The sequence below is a fragment of the Marimonas lutisalis genome (assembly GCF_005434965.1).
GTDB lineage: Bacteria > Pseudomonadota > Alphaproteobacteria > Rhodobacterales > Rhodobacteraceae > Marimonas_A > Marimonas_A lutisalis.
In genome coordinates this window covers 287,402-302,500 of record NZ_SKCI01000002.1, presented here as the reverse complement: position 1 = coordinate 302,500, position 15,099 = coordinate 287,402, and the positions used below count along the sequence as shown (strand labels likewise).

Genomic DNA, 15,099 nt, shown 5'->3' with positions numbered 1-15,099 from the left:
CAACGTGCGCAGCAAAGCAGCACTTTCCGAGATATCCGAATAATTGATAAGTGCTTTTGGAATTTTTTGATAACCTGAAACCCAGCGCTCGCCTACAACAGGGGCAGTCATGACAGGTCCGAAAATGAATCGATATCCCCGCAACATGATCGGGTACGGGCCGGACGCGCCCGATCCGAAATGGCCCAACGACGCCCGCATCGCGGTTCAGTTCGTGCTGAACTATGAAGAGGGCGGCGAAAACTGCGTGCTGCATGGCGATGCGGCCTCAGAGGCGTTCCTGAGCGATATCGCGGGCGCCGCGCAATGGCCGGGCCAGCGGCACTGGAACATGGAGTCGCTCTATGAATACGGCGCACGCGCCGGATTCTGGCGGCTGCACAGGTTGTTCACCGGTGCCGGCATTCCAGTGACGATCTATGGCGTGGCCAGCGCGCTTGCCCGCAGCCCCGAGCAGGTCGAGGCGATGAAGGACGCCGGCTGGGAGATCGCAAGTCACGGCCTGAAATGGGTCGAGCACAAGGACATGTCCGAAAAGGACGAGCGCGCCGCGATCGACGAGGCCGTGCGCCTGCATACCGAGGTTGTGGGCGAACGCCCGCGCGGCTGGTACACGGGCCGCTGCAGCGAAAACACAGTGCGCCTGGTGGCCGAGGAAGGCGGGTTCGATTACGTCAGCGATACCTATGACGACGACCTGCCCTATTGGCTGGAAGTGGGCGAGCGCGACCAGCTGATCATTCCCTACACGCTGGAAGCCAATGACATGCGTTTCGCCACGGCGCCGGGATACATCACGGGCGAGCAGTTCTATTCCTACCTGCGCGATGCCTTCGACACGCTTTACCGCGAAGGCAAGGAAGGCCGCCCCGCGATGATGAGCATCGGCCTGCACTGCCGGCTGATCGGGCGCCCCGGCAAGATCGCCGGGCTGGCGCGCTTCCTGGAATACATCCAGCGCTTTGACGGCGTCTGGACGCCCCGGCGCATCGACATCGCCGAGCATTGGGCACGGGTGCATCCGCATCACCGCCACCCCCGCCCCAGCCAGATGAGCCGCGAGGATTTCGTGCAGAAATTCGGCGGTGTGTTCGAGCATTCGCCGTGGATCGCGGAACGGGCGTGGGAATTGGAGCTGGGCCCGGCGCATGACCGGCCTGCCGGGCTGCACAATGCGCTGGCGCGGATGTTCCGCTCGGCCAGCCACGAAGAGCGGTTGGGCGTGCTGCGGGCGCACCCGGACCTGGCGGGCAAACTGGCCCAAGCCAAACGCCTGACGGCGGAAAGCACGGCCGAACAGGCCAGCGCCGGGCTGGATGCGCTGACCGATGAAGAGCGGGCGCGGTTTACCGCGTTGAACACCACCTATGTCGAGAAACACGGCTTTCCCTTCATCATCGCCGTGCGCGACCATGACAAGGCCGGCATCATGGCCGCGTTCGAGCGCCGTATTTCGAACCCGACCGAGGTGGAATTCGATGAGGCCTGCAAACAGGTCGAGCGGATTGCGCGACTGCGACTGGAGGACATGCTGTGAGTTATGCCTTTCCCCCCGGCGGCCTGCCGGAACAGAACGTGAGCCCCGAAGGCAAGGCGATTTTCACCGAGGCCTATGCCATGATCCCGGCGATCACCATGCGCGACATCGTGACGAGCTTTCTGCCCGGCTGGACGAACACGCGGGCCTGGATCATCGCGCGGCCGATGACCGGCTTTGCCGAAACCTTTGCGCAATATGCCGTTGAGATCGCCCCCGGCGGCGGCAGTGACGCGCCCGAGCCCGACGCGGAAGCGCAGGCGGTGCTGTTCGTGGCCGCGGGCCGCGCCACGCTGACCATCGACGGCAAGGCGCACCAGATGGGGGCGGGCGGCTATGCCTATATCCCCGCCGGCGCGGTCTGGACCCTGCACAATGCGGGCGACAGCGCGCTGCAGGTGCACTGGATTCGCAAACGCTGGCACGGCGCGCCGGGGATCGCCCGGCCCGAGGCATTCGTGACCAACGAAGCGGACGAGCCGGTGAACTGGATGCCCAACACCGACAAGTGGGGCACGACCCGGTTTGTCGCGCCTGATGACCTGCGCCACGACATGCATGTCAACATCGTCACCTTCAAATCCGGCGGGCGCATCCCCTTTGCCGAAACGCATGTGATGGAACACGGGCTTTACGTGCTGCAGGGGCGGGCCAGCTATCTTCTGAACCGCGACTGGGTGGAAGTGGGCCCGGGCGATTTCATGTGGCTGCGCGCCTTCTGCCCGCAGGCCTGTATCGCCGAGGGGGACGAGGATTTCCGCTACCTGCTTTACAAGGATGTGAACCGCCACGTGCCGCTGGAGATCGGCGGATGACGCGGATCAAGGCCCAGCCGCTGACGGCGCAGGCCTTCGCGCCGTTCGGAGATGTGCTGGAAGCCGAGGGCGCGCCCGACAAGCTCATCAATCGCGGGCTCTGCGGACGCTGGCACGACCGGGCGCAGCTGGATTTCGGACCCGGGGGGCGGGCGGGCATTTCGATCTTCAAGGCCGAGCCGCGCAGCCTGCCCTATGTGCTGGACCTGCTTGAGCGTCACCCCGAGGGCAGCCAGGCCTTCGTGCCGATGCACGGGCAGGACTGGCTGGTGATCGTGGCGCCCGACGCGGGCGGCAAGCCGGGCGCGCCCTGCGCCTTTCTGGCGGGCGGCCATCAGGCGATCAATTTCCACCGCGGCACCTGGCACGGGGTGCTGACCCCGCTGCATGATCCGGGGCTGTTCGCGGTGATCGACCGGATCAGCGAAACCCCAAATCTGGAAGAATACGCACTGGAACCACATTATGTGGTAGAAATTTAGCAAACCGCCACAAAGAGCGGCCACTCACGGACGGACAACAGGAGACAAGTGATGACTGCAACCTCGATCGGAACGCGAGAACAGCTGCGCGATCCAAACTATACCCCGGCGCTGGCCAAGGCGGTGCCGCTGGGTATTCAGCACGTGCTGGCGATGTTCGTGTCGAACGTCACGCCGGCGATCATCGTCGCGGGCGCGGCGGGGTTCGGCTTTGGTTCGAACAGCCCGGATTTTCCTGAACTGCTCTACATGATCCAGATGTCGATGCTGTTTGCCGGCATCGCCACGCTGTTTCAGACCATCGGCATGGGCCCAGTGGGCGCGCGGCTGCCGGTGGTGCAGGGCACGTCCTTCGCCTTCATCCCGATCATGATCCCGCTGGTCGCCGGCAAGGGCGTCGAGGCGCTGCCGGCGCTTTTTGGCGGGGTGCTTCTGGGGGGTCTCTTCCATGCGCTTCTGGGCACGGTGATCGGCAGGATCCGCTTTGCCCTGCCGCCGCTGGTGACCGGGCTTGTTGTGCTGATGATCGGCCTTGCGCTGGTCAAGGTGGGGATCGAATACGCCGCGGGCGGCGTGCCGGCCAAGGCCAGCGGCGCGGAAAGCTATGGCAGCCTGCTGAGCTGGTCGGCCGCGCTGGTGGTCATCTTCGTCACGCTGGGGCTCAAGTTCTTTGCCCGCGGCATGCTGTCGGTCTCGGCGGTGCTGGTGGGGATCATCGTGGGGTATTTCTATGCCATGGCGGTGGGCCTGCTACCGGTAGCCAAGATCTCGGGCAGCTGGTCGAACGCGGCGGCCTTTGCCCTGCCCCAGCCGTTCAAATACGGCTTTGAATTCTCGGCCGCCGCCGTCATCGGCTTCTGCCTGATGGCCTTTGTCTCGGCGGTGGAAACCGTGGGCGATGTCAGCGGCATCACCAAGGGCGGCGCGGGCCGCGAGGCGACCGACGAGGAAATCCAGGGCGCAACCTTTGCCGATGGTCTGGGCACTGCAGTGGCCGGTGTTTTCGGCGGCCTGCCCAACACCTCGTTCAGCCAGAACGTGGGCCTGATCGCCATGACCGGCGTGATGAGCCGCCACGTCGTCACCTTCGGCGCGATCTTCCTGATCCTCTGCGGGCTGGTGCCCAAGGTGGGCGGGCTGATCCGCACCATCCCGATCGAGGTGCTAGGCGGCGGCGTGATCGTGATGTTCGGCATGGTCGTGGCCGCCGGTATCTCGATGTTGTCGGATGTCGACTGGAACCGGCGCAACATGGTGATCTTCGCCGTGGCCCTGTCGGTGGGCCTTGGCCTGCAGCTCGAGGTGATGAACGTGGCCCCGGGCGCGCCCAACGCGTTGCAGCACCTGCCGGATTCGCTGCGTATCCTTGGTGCCTCGGGCATCCTGCCCGCCGCACTGATCGCGATCGTGCTGAACCTGATCCTGCCCGAGGAGCTGGCCGCGGAATCGACCGAGGAAGTATCGGGCGGCATGGCCGGCCACAAGAAAGACTGATCCCAAGCGCTGGGGCGGGGTATACCCCCCGCCCCTTTTGCATACAATCGCACACAATTTTTCGGATTACCTTGGCGCCAAAGGCTGCTAAAACGCCCCCCGACTCTCGGAGCGAGATAGAGGAGCTGCCCAGAATGGCCCAGATCACCGAAGACCACCTGATCGAAAGCATCGCCGAGGCGCTGCAATACATCTCTTACTATCACCCCGCCGATTTCGTCGAGGCGATGAGCGCGGCCTGGGAGCGCGAGGAAAACCCCGGCGCCAAAGCCGCGATGGCGCAGATCCTGGTCAACAGCCGCATGTGCGCCGTGGGCCGCCGCCCGATCTGCCAGGACACGGGCGCCGCCAACATCCACATCAAGGTAGGCGTCGAGGCGCCGCTGAAACTCAAACGCTCGCTGCAGGACATCGCCGACGAAGGCACGCGCCGCGGCTACCAGCGCGACACCAACCCGCTGCGCGCCAGCGTGGTGGTCGATCCGTTCGGCGAGCGGAAGAACTCGGGCGACAACACGCCCTGCATGCTGACCGTCGAAATGGTCGAGGGCGACAAGGTCGAGGTCGAGGTCGCGGCCAAGGGCGGTGGCTCCGAGAACAAGTCGAAATTCACCACGCTGAACCCCAGCGGAAACGTCGCCGACTGGGTGGTCGACACGGTGGAAACGCTGGGCGCGGGCTGGTGCCCGCCGGGTATCCTGGGCATCGGCGTGGGCGGCAATGCCGACAAGGTGATGGCGCTGGCCAAGCAATCGCTGAGCGAGCCCATCGACATGCAGGAACTGCTGAAGCGCGGCCCCTCGAACCGCACAGAGGAGCTGCGCATCGAGATCTACGAGCGCGTCAATGCTCTGGGCATCGGCGCGCAGGGCCTGGGCGGTGTCACCACCGTGCTGGACGTGAAGGTGAAAAGCTGGCCCACGCATGCGGCCTCGCTGCCGGTCGGGCTGATCCCGAACTGCGCGGCCACGCGGCACGTGCATTTCACGCTCGATGGCTCGGGCCCGGCGGAGTTTACCCCGCCGTCGATGGACAGCTATCCCGACATCCTGCTCGATGCGGCGGGCGCACAGGCGCGCAAGCTCGACCTCGACAACCTGACCGACGATGTCGTTGCTTCGCTCACGCCGGGCGAAACGCTGCTTCTGTCGGGCACGCTCTACACCGGCCGCGATGCCGCGCATAAGCGGATGATCGACATGCTGGACCGGGGCGAGGACCTGCCCGTCGACCTGAAGAACCGCGCGATCTATTACGTGGGTCCGGTGGATGCCGTGGGCGACGAGGCGATTGGCCCGGCAGGCCCCACCACATCGACCCGGATGGACAAGTTCACCGACCGTATCCTGGCCGATACCGGCCTGAAACTGATGGTCGGCAAGGCCGAGCGCGGGCCGGTGGCGCTGGAGGCGATCGCCAAGCACAAGGCGGCCTACCTGATCGCCGTGGGTGGCGCGGCCTACCTGGTGTCGAAAGCGATCAAGAAGGCCGAGCCGGTGGCGTTCCAGGACCTGGGCATGGAAGCGATCTATGAGCTGAAGGTCGAGGACATGCCGGTGACGGTGGCCGTGGATACCGAGGGCAACTCGATCCACCGCTCGGGCCCGGCCGAGTGGAAGAAGAAGATCGCCGAGACCGCGTAAAGGGGAGGCCGGGCTGAAGCCCGGCCTACATCTGCGGATATCGTAGGGCGGGCTTCAGCCCGCCCTCGCCCTTTTCGGCGTCACGCCAAGCCCGCCTGCAACCCGGCCTGCACCCCCGGGGACCCGGCAACGACCCCCGCCACCTGCGGGTGCGGGTTGTTGAAGAGAAGCGGCGCGCCGTGCCTATCGGTCACCACGGCGCCGGCCTCTTCCATGATCAGCGCCCCGGCGGCGATATCCCATTCCCAGCTGTCGCGCAGGGTGATCATCGCGTCATAGCGCCCCTCCGCCACCAGGGCGAGACGATAGGCCAGCGACGGGCGGTAGACCCGTTTCACATCCGGCACCGCACCGCCCTTCCAGCGCCTGGGCTCCAAAGCCGGGCGCGCAGCCAGAACGGTGCATCCCTGCACATCTTTCCGCCCCGACGCGCGGATCGGAGCGCCGTTCAGCGTCGCCCCGCCCCCCGCCGTGGCGGCATAAAGCAGGTCGAGCAGCGGCAGGTAAACAACGCCGACAACCGGTCTGCCATTCTCGACCACGGCCAGCGCATGCGCCCAGGTCTTTTCACCGTTGATGAAACTGCGGGTGCCATCGAGCGGATCCAAGATAAACACGCGCTCGCGCGAAAGGCGCGCATCGCTGTCTTCGCTTTCCTCGGACAGGAAGCCGTATCCCGGGCGCTCGGCGCGCAGGGTCTGTTCCAGCATGACGTTGACGGCCAGGTCGGCCTCGGTCACCGGGCCAGCGCCGCCGGGCTTGTCCTCGGACGCAAAGCGGGTGCCGAAGAACCCGGTGGCGATGCGCCCGGCCTCCTGCGCGGCGCCGATCAGGATCTCGAGATCAGGATCCGGCAAGCGTCAGCCCCTCGATCAGGATCGACGGCACCACGCGCGACAGCCAGGGGCGCGCGTCATTGGCGGTTTGCATGCCCGCGAACATCTCGCGCAGGTTCCCGGCGATGGTGCATTCATTCACCGGATAGGTGATCTGCCCGTTTTCGACCCAGAAGCCCGACGCGCCGCGCGAATAATCGCCGGTGTTGGGGTTGATCGTCGACCCGATCAGCGAGGTCACCAGAAGCCCGGTGCCCATCTCGGCCAGCAGGTCGGCGCGGCTCTTGTCGCTTTGTGTCAGCGCCACGTTCCAGGTGCTGGGCGACGGCGCGCTGCCGATGCCGCGCGCGGCATTTGCGGTGCTTTCCATGCCCAGCTTGCGCGCATTGGCCAGGTCCAGCGTCCAGCCCATCAGAACGCCGTTCTCCACCACCGCGCGTTTGCGCGTGGGTAGACCCTCGGCATCGAAGGGGCGCGAGCCGGTGGCGCGCGGGCGGTGCGGGTCTTCGATGATCGACAGGCCCTCGGGCAGGATGCGGTTGCCCAGGTCCTCGCGCAGGAACGAGGCGCCACGCGCGATGGCCGCGCCGTTCACAGCGCCCAGGAGGTGGCCGACGAGGGACGAGGAAATGCGCTCGTCGAACAGAACCGGATAGGCGCCGGTGGGCGGTTTTTTCGCGCCCAGCATGGCAACCGCGCGTTCGCCCGCGGTCTGGCCGATCTCCTGCGCGCCGCGCAGGTCGGCCTGGAAAATACGGCTGTCACCGTCGTGGTCGCGCTCCATCGCGCTGCCTTCGCCGGCGATGGCCACGGCATAAAGCGAGCGGTCGGTGCGCGCATAGCCGCCGGAAAAGCCGTTGGTGGCGGCCAGGTGCACCCGGCGCGACGAATAGCCGGTCGAGGCGGACTGCACCTGGCTGACGCCCTTGACGGCCAGCGCGGCGGCCTCGGCGGCGCGGGCCTGGTCTTCCAGCTCGGCGGGGTCGGGCTCGGGCGCGGGGTCAGCCAGTTCCAGCGCGGCAACGTCCCAGTCGCGCACCAGCTGATCGGGATCGGCGAGGCCGATATAGGGATCCTCGGGCGCCTCGCGGGCCATGGCGACGGCGCGTTCGGCCATCGCCATCATGGTTTCGGGACGGATATCCGAAGATGAGACCATCGCCTGCCGCTGGCCGACGAAGACGCGCAGGCCCAGATCGGTGCCCTCGGCGCGTTCGGCCTGTTCCAGCTGGCCCGCCCGCACATCGATGGAAATCGAACGGCCATCGACGGCCATGGCATCGGCGGCGTCGGCGCCCGCCTTTTGCGCGGCGTCCAGAAGGGCCTGCGTCAGGTGTTCAAGCGATTGGCTCATGCGCGGTCTCCTGCGTGATCATCATTCAGGTAGACCGCACACCCGCCCCGTGCAAGGCCAAGGCCCCGCACGCCGGTCATTTGATGCGCTGGCCGTTGATCAGAACCTGGCCTTCGGCGTTGATCACGATCTCGGACAACAGGGTATCATTGCCCTCGCCCGGCCTTGTGAACATCGCCGCCATCATGCGAAAGCCGGTGACGTCGTCGTCGCTCATCAGCCCCATCTCGACCAGCGTGTCGATCAGCGCGTTCACACCCGTCGCGGTAAAGCTGGCGCTGCCCTCGGGGCGGGGCAGTCCGTCAAAGCTCTCGAGATCATCCATATCCAGCGTGAAATCGCCCGCACCCGTCAGCCGCGCGCCAAGGGCGGCGATCACCAGCTCGTTCAGCGTGGCGCGTTCGGCCGTGGCGGGCAGGTCGGGGATGTCGCCCGCGATCATCGAGGGGAAATCGACGAGATCCATCATCAGCGTCGTGCGGCCCGACATGTCGATCACAATATCGGCCGAATCACGCGGCAGCCTGGCCTCGGGGTCGAACATCGCCCACAGGTCTTCCTGGACGCTCAGCCCCTTGAGACCCATGCGCATGATCACGTCCTGCGCCAGTTCGGATTTCAAGAGCGGAAGTTTGACGCGGAAATCGACCGCTTCGCCACCAAAGCGCAGGGGGATCGGAATGGTGGGGTCCTGCACATCGGCCTGGAACGCGCCTGCCGTGCCGGAATAATCCAGCCCGGCACGATCGAGTTGCATGGAGATGTCATAGGCTTCGGCGCTTGTGGCCTGATCCATGATCACCTCGCCGCCGGCGATCACCTTCTGCGCCGACCGCGTGCTTTCGGCGGTGACACGACTGGCCAGTGACAACCCGCCCCGCAACTGGGTGTGCAGGTCCATCAGGTCAAGCCCCGACGACGGCAGCACCGAGCGCGACTCGACCCGCATGCCGGTGGCGGCGCCATTCATATCCATCGTTCCGCCCGCAGCTTCGGGCAGCACCACGCCATAGGCGACATCATAGCCGTCATACCTGGCGCTCTGCGTCATCTCCACCGTGGCCCCGTTCAGCCGCGTGGTGTTGCGCAACTCGTAGGGCAGCAGGGTAACCGTGGCCGTCACGTCCGGCACTTCCTCACCCTCGACGCTCAGGCCGGTCAGCGCGCCAGTCATGCCCGTCCCTGCCCATGTCGTCGTGGCCTCCTGCGCAGTGCCATCCATCACACCGGGCTGGGACGTGCCGCGCATCTGCAACGTTACCTGCGCCGCGCCTTCGTCCTGAACCTCGCCACCCAGGGTAATGTCCATCACTTCGGGGAAAGTGACGGTGACCGTGCCGCCATCGCCGGGCGCAAAACGCGGGCCGGGAAATGTGGTGTAAACCTCGCCAATCCCTTCGGGTAACGCAAAGGACAGCCGCATTTCCCCGATCTGCAGCGCTTCTCCCTCGGGCGTTTCGCTGGCGTCCAGGGTCACACCGTAGGCGCGGAACTGGGCCTTCCAGATGCCCCAGGCCTCTTGCACCGTAAGATCGGCCAGGGCGGGGGTTGCGAGGCTGGCGCAAAGCGCGGTGCTGGCAAGCAGGCGGGTCATGGACAAATACCTTTCATAACGGGTTCAAGACTGCCGCGACCCTAGGGACAGGCCCGCCAAAAGGAAAGGGCCGCCGGTTGCCCGGCGGCCTTGTCATGGATTCGGCGCTGCGCTTATTGCAGGCGCTGGCCGTTGGCCAGAATCTGGCCATCCTTCTTGACCTCGATCTTGGAGGTCAGGACATCATCGCCATCGCCGGGCACCGCGAACATCGACAGCATCATGCGCGCGCCCATCACCTGATCCTCGGGCACGAGACCCATGGCGACCAGCTTGTCCATCAGGCCGTTGGCGCCTGCAAGGCGCAGGTCGAGCGTCCCGTCCGACCCCTGCATGCCGCCCGACATCATCATCGACTGCATGTCGAATTCAAACGCGCCCGTACCCGTCAGAGAGGCGCCCGCGGCGGTGACCTCGATATCCTTGATGGTCAGCGATTCAACCTCGCCCGGCATGCCCATTTCGCCACTTTCGACGGCTTCCATCTGCTCGGGGTCGAGCAGGTCGAAGCCCAGCTTGCCGGTGCCGGCAAGATCCACCGCGATGGTGGCCGGATCGCGCGGCAGCTGGCCGGCAGGATCGAACATGCCCCAGATCATGTCGGACATGGTGAAATTGCCCAGCGTGATGCCCAAGGCGAACTCCTGGCTTTCGTCGGATTTCGTCACCGGCATGTGCAGCTTGAACCCGGCCTCGCCGAATTTCAGGTTGACCGGGAAGGGAATGTCGCCGCCCTGCAGGTCCATCGTCGCGCCGCGCGACATCACATCGTATTTCAGCCCGTCGGTCGACATGCCGATATCGAAGGCGCCCGACTCGGTCGAGGTGTTGGTCATCATCTCTTCCTGGCCGTCGATGAAGTGGAAATTCATCTTGCCGCCCTGGTATTCGAAGCCACCATCAAACGCGAACCCGGCCTGCAACATGGCATGCATGTTGTTGGGATCGAACCCGCCGCCCATCGGATAGGCCGCGGTGCCCTGGAAGGCGATCTTGTCCATGCCGCCCTTGATGCGCATGAATTCGTTCGAGTCGTCAGGATTGGCGACATCCACGTTATAGCTGATGGGACCTGCATTCATCACCTGTTCCAGGTTGCGCAGGTTGCCCATTTTCATCACCGAGCTGCCGCTGACATTGGCAAAGGTGAACTCGGCCGCGTTGATCGGGATCGCTTCGCCCTCGACGATCAGCTCTTTCAGGATCGCCGCCATTTCCGCCGCCGAATAAGTATAGGTCATCTCTTCGGCGGTACCCGACACGATCATCGAGAAGCCGGTGTTGTTGTAATCCACGGTAACCTTGACCGGCTCTTCGCCGGTGGGCGCCACGTCGACCACCACGGGCATGGTTTCCGGCACGCCCACGGCCACGGTGCCATCGCCCTGGTTGGTAAAGCTCATCTCGGGCAGGACGATCGAAATCGCGCCGGCGCCTTCGGGCAGGTCCATGCCCAGCGTCATGTCCGTGACGGTCAGCGTATCGCCCGAAGTCGCCTCGGACCCGGTGACGGAATAGCCGAAGGTTTCGAAATAGCTTTTCCAGTCGCCCCAGACCTGTTGTGCCGTGACATCGGCAAAGGCAGCGGAGCTGGTCATCAAAGTCACTAGCGCGGTCGTCCCGCTCAAATTCATCCATTTCGACATGCGAGTGTCCTTTCGTTCGAAATTCGTGGCTCAGTCTCAGCCCTTGCCCCGAGAGAATCAACCCTTCATCGGGCTGGACCACGTCCGGGCACGGGTTTACCACAGGGCAGGCAACGAGGGAGAGACGCGAATGGATGACTTGACAGGTAAGACCGCGCTGATAACCGGCGCGAGCCGCGGAATAGGCGAAGCCGCCGCGCGGCTTTTCGCCGAAAAGGGCGCCAACGTGGTGCTGGCCGCGCGCGGCAAGGGCGAGATTACCCGCATCGCCGATGAGATCGGCGCGCAGGCGCGGGCCGTGGCCTGCGATGTCAGCCGCTACGCGGACGTGCAGGCTGCGGTCGACCTGGCGGTGGAGGCGTTCGGCGGGCTGGACATCCTGATCGGCAATGCCGGGGTGATCGAGCCGATTTCGCATCTCGATGCCTCGGACCCCGAGGACTGGGGCCAGGTGATCGATATCAACCTCAAGGGCGTCTATTACGGGATGCGCGCAGCGATGCCGGTGATGGAGAAGGCCGGCGGCGGCACGATCATCACCATCAGTTCCGGCGCGGCGCATCACCCGCTGGAAGGCTGGAGCCATTACTGCACCTCGAAGGCCGGGGCGGCGATGCTGACCATGTGCGCCCACATGGAGGCCGCGCAGAAGGGCCTGCGCATCATGGGACTGTCGCCCGGCACCGTGGCCACGCAGATGCAGCGCGAGATCAAGGCCAGCGGCGTCAACCCGGTAAGCGCGCTCGAATGGGAGGATCACATCCCGCCCGAATGGCCCGCGCAATGCCTGCTGTGGATGTGCGGCAATGATGCCGACGACTTCCTGGGCGAGGAGATTTCGCTGCGCGACGAGGCCATTCGCAAGAGGATCGGCGTGGCATGATCGAGCTGGAAAAAGACGACGGCCTGTGGATCGCCACCATCAACCGCCCCGACAAGGCCAATTCGCTGACCGCGGAGATGCTGGAGGAACTGGCCGAGATCGCCGAAGCCGCGCAGGAGGCGCGCGTGCTGATCCTGACCGGCCGCGGCAAGGTGTTTTCCGCCGGTGCCGATCTTGAGGCGGCCAAGGCCGGCCTCGCCACCAGCCCGCTGTGGGAGCGTCTTTCGGGCGCGATCGCGGCGCTGCCGGGGTTGTCGATCGCCGCGCTCAACGGCACGCTGGCGGGCGGCGCGATGGGCATGGCGCTGGCCTGCGATCTGCGGCTGGCGGTGCCGGGGGCAAAATTCTTCTACCCGGTGATGAAGCTGGGCTTCCTGCCGCAGCCGTCCGATCCGGGGCGCATGGCGGCGCTGATCGGCCCGGCGCGCACCAAGCTGATCCTGATGGGCGGGCAGAAGATCCTGGCCGAAGAGGCCCTGCAGATGGGCCTGATCGACCGCATCGCCGAACCCGACACCCTGCTGGACACCGCCCGCGAGATCGCCGCCGACACGCTGGCCGCGCGCCCCGAGATCGCCGCGCAGATCAAGGCGCTGTGCACCAATTGATCGCGCCCGACATATCGCGGAGCCTCACCCGGCATGACGGATGAACGGGAAATCGGAAGACCGCTTTTGCTCCGCGCCGCAGCGATTGTGGCGCCGGCCGCAATGGTGCTTGGATGGATTTCGTCGCGCCTCTTGATCGAGGGTGTCCCGTTCGGCGTAAATGGCCCGTTCTTCCTGTTCGTTGTACTTCCCTTTTCCATAGTCGCCACGTTGATCGGCGCTCCAATCGCACGGATCAGTCTGCGACGGGGCTGGACGGGTTGGGTCCACGCGGTTCTCGCGGGGGCGGCGATGAGTTTGCTTGCCTCCATCACATTCGGTCTTGGCTCGATCCTGATCTCGTTGTCAGAAGGCCCGGACAATCGCTACCCCTACACCCTGTCCGACGCGCTGGCTGATCTGCCATATGAGGCCACGGTGTCCTTGCCGTTCGGCGTTCAGGGGGCCGTGGTTTTCTGGCTTGTCCTGCGGCAATCTCGGCCAAGCCTTTTCAACCGCGACCGCCCGCTATCAAACGAGCGGGCCGCTGGTGTCGTGATATTGACGGCCATTCTTCTTTTTCTTCTGTCGCTGTTCTTCGCGCATGCAGTGGATTGATGAAGTGGTGATTGCGATAGGCAAACCCGCAAACCTTGCTACTCTATCAGTTCAGGAGGATCGCTCATGCATGCCGTTGCCGATACCGAGACGCTTGTCGCCGACGGGGTGATCACCCCCGATCAGGCCCGCGAGATCGAGGCGCGGGCGCGTGACACGATGGTCGCGCTGGCAATCAACGCGATCCTGACGTTCGGCATCCTGGCGGCGACGCTGGGCTTCATCTTCTGGCTGGCCGATGCGCTGTCGGTGGCGATGCTGGGCACGGTGCTGCTGATCCTCGGGCTGGGCATCCTGGCGAAAGGCGGCGAGACCTTCCGCATGTTCGGCAATGCCGCCGCCCTGATCGGAGCGGGGATGCTGATCGGCGGTGCCGCGGTGGAGCTTCTGGACAAATACGAGAACGCCGCCGGCCCGGTGATGACGCTGGGCGGGCTGATCCTCGTGGGGGTTTTCGCCATGGCCTTTCTGCGCTGGCGCGGGGCGTCGCATTTCGTGACCGGATCAATCCTGTTGATGGGATTTGCCTTTCACATCTTCGGGCTGGGTTTCTGGCTGGCGCAGAATGATCAGGCGGGGCTGGTCAAGTCGGTGTTCTATCTTTACGCCGCCGCAGGGCTGGCCGGGCTGGGCTGGCTGGTGGATGTGCGGCTGGTCACGGCGCTGGCGATTGCGCCCTTTGCCCAGATGCTCGATACCGGCACGGCCTATTTCCACGCGGCCTATGTGTTCTATTCGCCCGAACCCACGCTTTCGATCCTGCAGATGGCGCTGCTGATCGTGGTCTGCATGGTGCTGGCCGCGCAGGTGCCCGAACGCATCGCGCGCCACGCCCGCATCCTGGCGATCCTCGGGTTCATCATCGCCAATCTCTGCGCGCTGGTCGGCTCGCTCTGGGGCGATGCCATTGGCGAAACGATCTGGGGACCCCAGATCGCCGAGTTCAGCGGGCAGGACCGCTGGTCACAGTTCCGCGATGCGCGCGAGGCGTTCCGCGCAACCGCGATCGTGATCTCGGAAAACGTCTATACCGTTCTCTGGGCGATCGCGCTGGCCGCGATCATCGCCTGGGCGGCCCATCGCGCGCATCGCGGCCTTTTCAACACGGCGATGACCTTTGCGGCGATCCACGCCTATACCCAGGCCTTCGAAAGCTTCGGGGATGAACCGCTGGCCTATGTCATCGGCGGTCTGGCGGCGATCCCGCTGGCCTGGGCGATGTGGCGGCTGAACCAGTGGCTGATCGCCGAGGGCACGGCCTAGCGCTGCCGCCGTCGGCCCGGCGTTTTCGATTTGAAGGCCGGCGGGCGTTTCGCCACCCAGCGGATGAATTTCTCAAGACGCGGATGCGCGCGCAGGGCCGCGATGGTGCTGTAGTCGCGCGCCAGTTCCGTCTCGCTCAGACTGGCGTGAATCTCGTTGTGGCAGATCTGGTGCAGAAGCACGGTTTCGCCCCCCTTGCCGCCGCGCAGGCGCGGCACCAGGTGGTGACGGCTTTGCGGCACGTCCGCAGGGATGGACCGGCCGCAAAGCGGGCAGATCGGATCGCTCTCGCTCATCGGCTCTCTTGCGTTGGGGCGGTCAATCGGCAATGCATGGGCCCGGGTTAC

The 15,099-nt window shown here is 65.3% G+C and carries 14 protein-coding genes; 9 read left to right on the top strand and 5 right to left on the bottom strand.

Annotation, left to right across the window (positions count from 1 at the left end):
- Positions 1 to 124: 124 nt before the first annotated feature.
- The 5 genes from puuE to E0501_RS09580 all read left to right on the top strand — a co-directional run bounded on the left by puuE (position 125) and on the right by E0501_RS09580 (position 5,971).
- A complete protein-coding gene (puuE, locus tag E0501_RS09600; RefSeq protein ID WP_137701160.1) occupies positions 125 to 1,537 on the top strand; it encodes an allantoinase PuuE in 1,413 nt (470 codons plus the stop codon).
- Positions 1,534 to 2,352 (top strand): bifunctional allantoicase/(S)-ureidoglycine aminohydrolase, encoded by an 819-nt coding sequence (locus tag E0501_RS09595; RefSeq protein ID WP_137701159.1) that lies wholly within the window; start codon positions 1,534 to 1,536, stop codon positions 2,350 to 2,352. The genes puuE and E0501_RS09595 overlap by 4 nt, the downstream gene beginning before the upstream one ends.
- Positions 2,349 to 2,834 (top strand): ureidoglycolate lyase, encoded by a 486-nt coding sequence (locus E0501_RS09590; protein WP_137701158.1) that lies wholly within the window; start codon positions 2,349 to 2,351, stop codon positions 2,832 to 2,834. Before E0501_RS09595 ends, E0501_RS09590 begins: the two co-directional genes overlap by 4 nt.
- A gap of 51 nt (positions 2,835 to 2,885) precedes the next feature.
- Positions 2,886 to 4,328, top strand: coding sequence for a uracil-xanthine permease family protein (locus E0501_RS09585; RefSeq protein ID WP_137701157.1), 1,443 nt, complete (start codon positions 2,886 to 2,888; stop codon positions 4,326 to 4,328).
- A 134-nt stretch (positions 4,329 to 4,462) separates the two neighbouring features.
- Positions 4,463 to 5,971, top strand: a complete 1,509-nt coding sequence (locus E0501_RS09580; RefSeq protein WP_137701156.1) for a fumarate hydratase — start codon at positions 4,463 to 4,465, stop codon at positions 5,969 to 5,971.
- 80 nt (positions 5,972 to 6,051) lie between these two features.
- On the opposite strand, the gene E0501_RS09575 is transcribed toward E0501_RS09580, so the two are convergent.
- From E0501_RS09575 to E0501_RS09560, 4 genes are all read right to left on the bottom strand, one after another.
- Entirely contained in the window at positions 6,052 to 6,828 is a 777-nt protein-coding gene (locus tag E0501_RS09575) for a 3'(2'),5'-bisphosphate nucleotidase CysQ (protein WP_137701155.1), read from the bottom strand.
- Positions 6,815 to 8,161 (bottom strand): TldD/PmbA family protein, encoded by a 1,347-nt coding sequence (locus tag E0501_RS09570; protein ID WP_137701154.1) that lies wholly within the window; start codon positions 8,159 to 8,161, stop codon positions 6,815 to 6,817. Before E0501_RS09570 ends, E0501_RS09575 begins: the two co-directional genes overlap by 14 nt.
- Before the next feature lie 76 nt (positions 8,162 to 8,237).
- Positions 8,238 to 9,755 carry a DUF2125 domain-containing protein gene (locus E0501_RS09565; protein ID WP_137701153.1) on the bottom strand — a complete coding sequence of 506 codons (1,518 nt, stop codon included), beginning with the start codon at positions 9,753 to 9,755 and terminating at the stop codon, positions 8,238 to 8,240.
- A 113-nt stretch (positions 9,756 to 9,868) separates the two neighbouring features.
- Complete coding sequence (locus E0501_RS09560; RefSeq protein ID WP_161594590.1) at positions 9,869 to 11,353, bottom strand: DUF2125 domain-containing protein; 1,485 nt, start codon at positions 11,351 to 11,353, stop codon at positions 9,869 to 9,871.
- A gap of 178 nt (positions 11,354 to 11,531) precedes the next feature.
- Here E0501_RS09560 and E0501_RS09555 point away from each other — a divergent pair, with 178 nt between their 5' ends.
- From E0501_RS09555 to E0501_RS09540, 4 genes are all read left to right on the top strand, one after another.
- Positions 11,532 to 12,284 carry an SDR family oxidoreductase gene (locus E0501_RS09555; RefSeq protein WP_137701151.1) on the top strand — a complete coding sequence of 251 codons (753 nt, stop codon included), beginning with the start codon at positions 11,532 to 11,534 and terminating at the stop codon, positions 12,282 to 12,284.
- A complete protein-coding gene (locus E0501_RS09550; protein WP_137701150.1) occupies positions 12,281 to 12,892 on the top strand; it encodes an enoyl-CoA hydratase/isomerase family protein in 612 nt (203 codons plus the stop codon). The genes E0501_RS09555 and E0501_RS09550 overlap by 4 nt, the downstream gene beginning before the upstream one ends.
- Positions 12,893 to 12,925: 33 nt before the next feature.
- The gene (locus E0501_RS09545; protein WP_137701149.1) at positions 12,926 to 13,489 is read left to right on the top strand and encodes a hypothetical protein; all 564 of its coding nucleotides are present in this window, start codon (positions 12,926 to 12,928) and stop codon (positions 13,487 to 13,489) included.
- 66 nt (positions 13,490 to 13,555) lie between these two features.
- Entirely contained in the window at positions 13,556 to 14,752 is a 1,197-nt protein-coding gene (locus E0501_RS09540; protein ID WP_137701148.1) for a hypothetical protein, read from the top strand.
- Here the strand turns inward: E0501_RS09540 and E0501_RS09535 are convergent.
- Positions 14,749 to 15,048, bottom strand: a complete 300-nt coding sequence (locus E0501_RS09535) for an HNH endonuclease family protein (protein WP_137701147.1) — start codon at positions 15,046 to 15,048, stop codon at positions 14,749 to 14,751. The genes E0501_RS09540 and E0501_RS09535 overlap by 4 nt on opposite strands.
- Between the last annotated feature and the right edge of the window lie 51 nt (positions 15,049 to 15,099).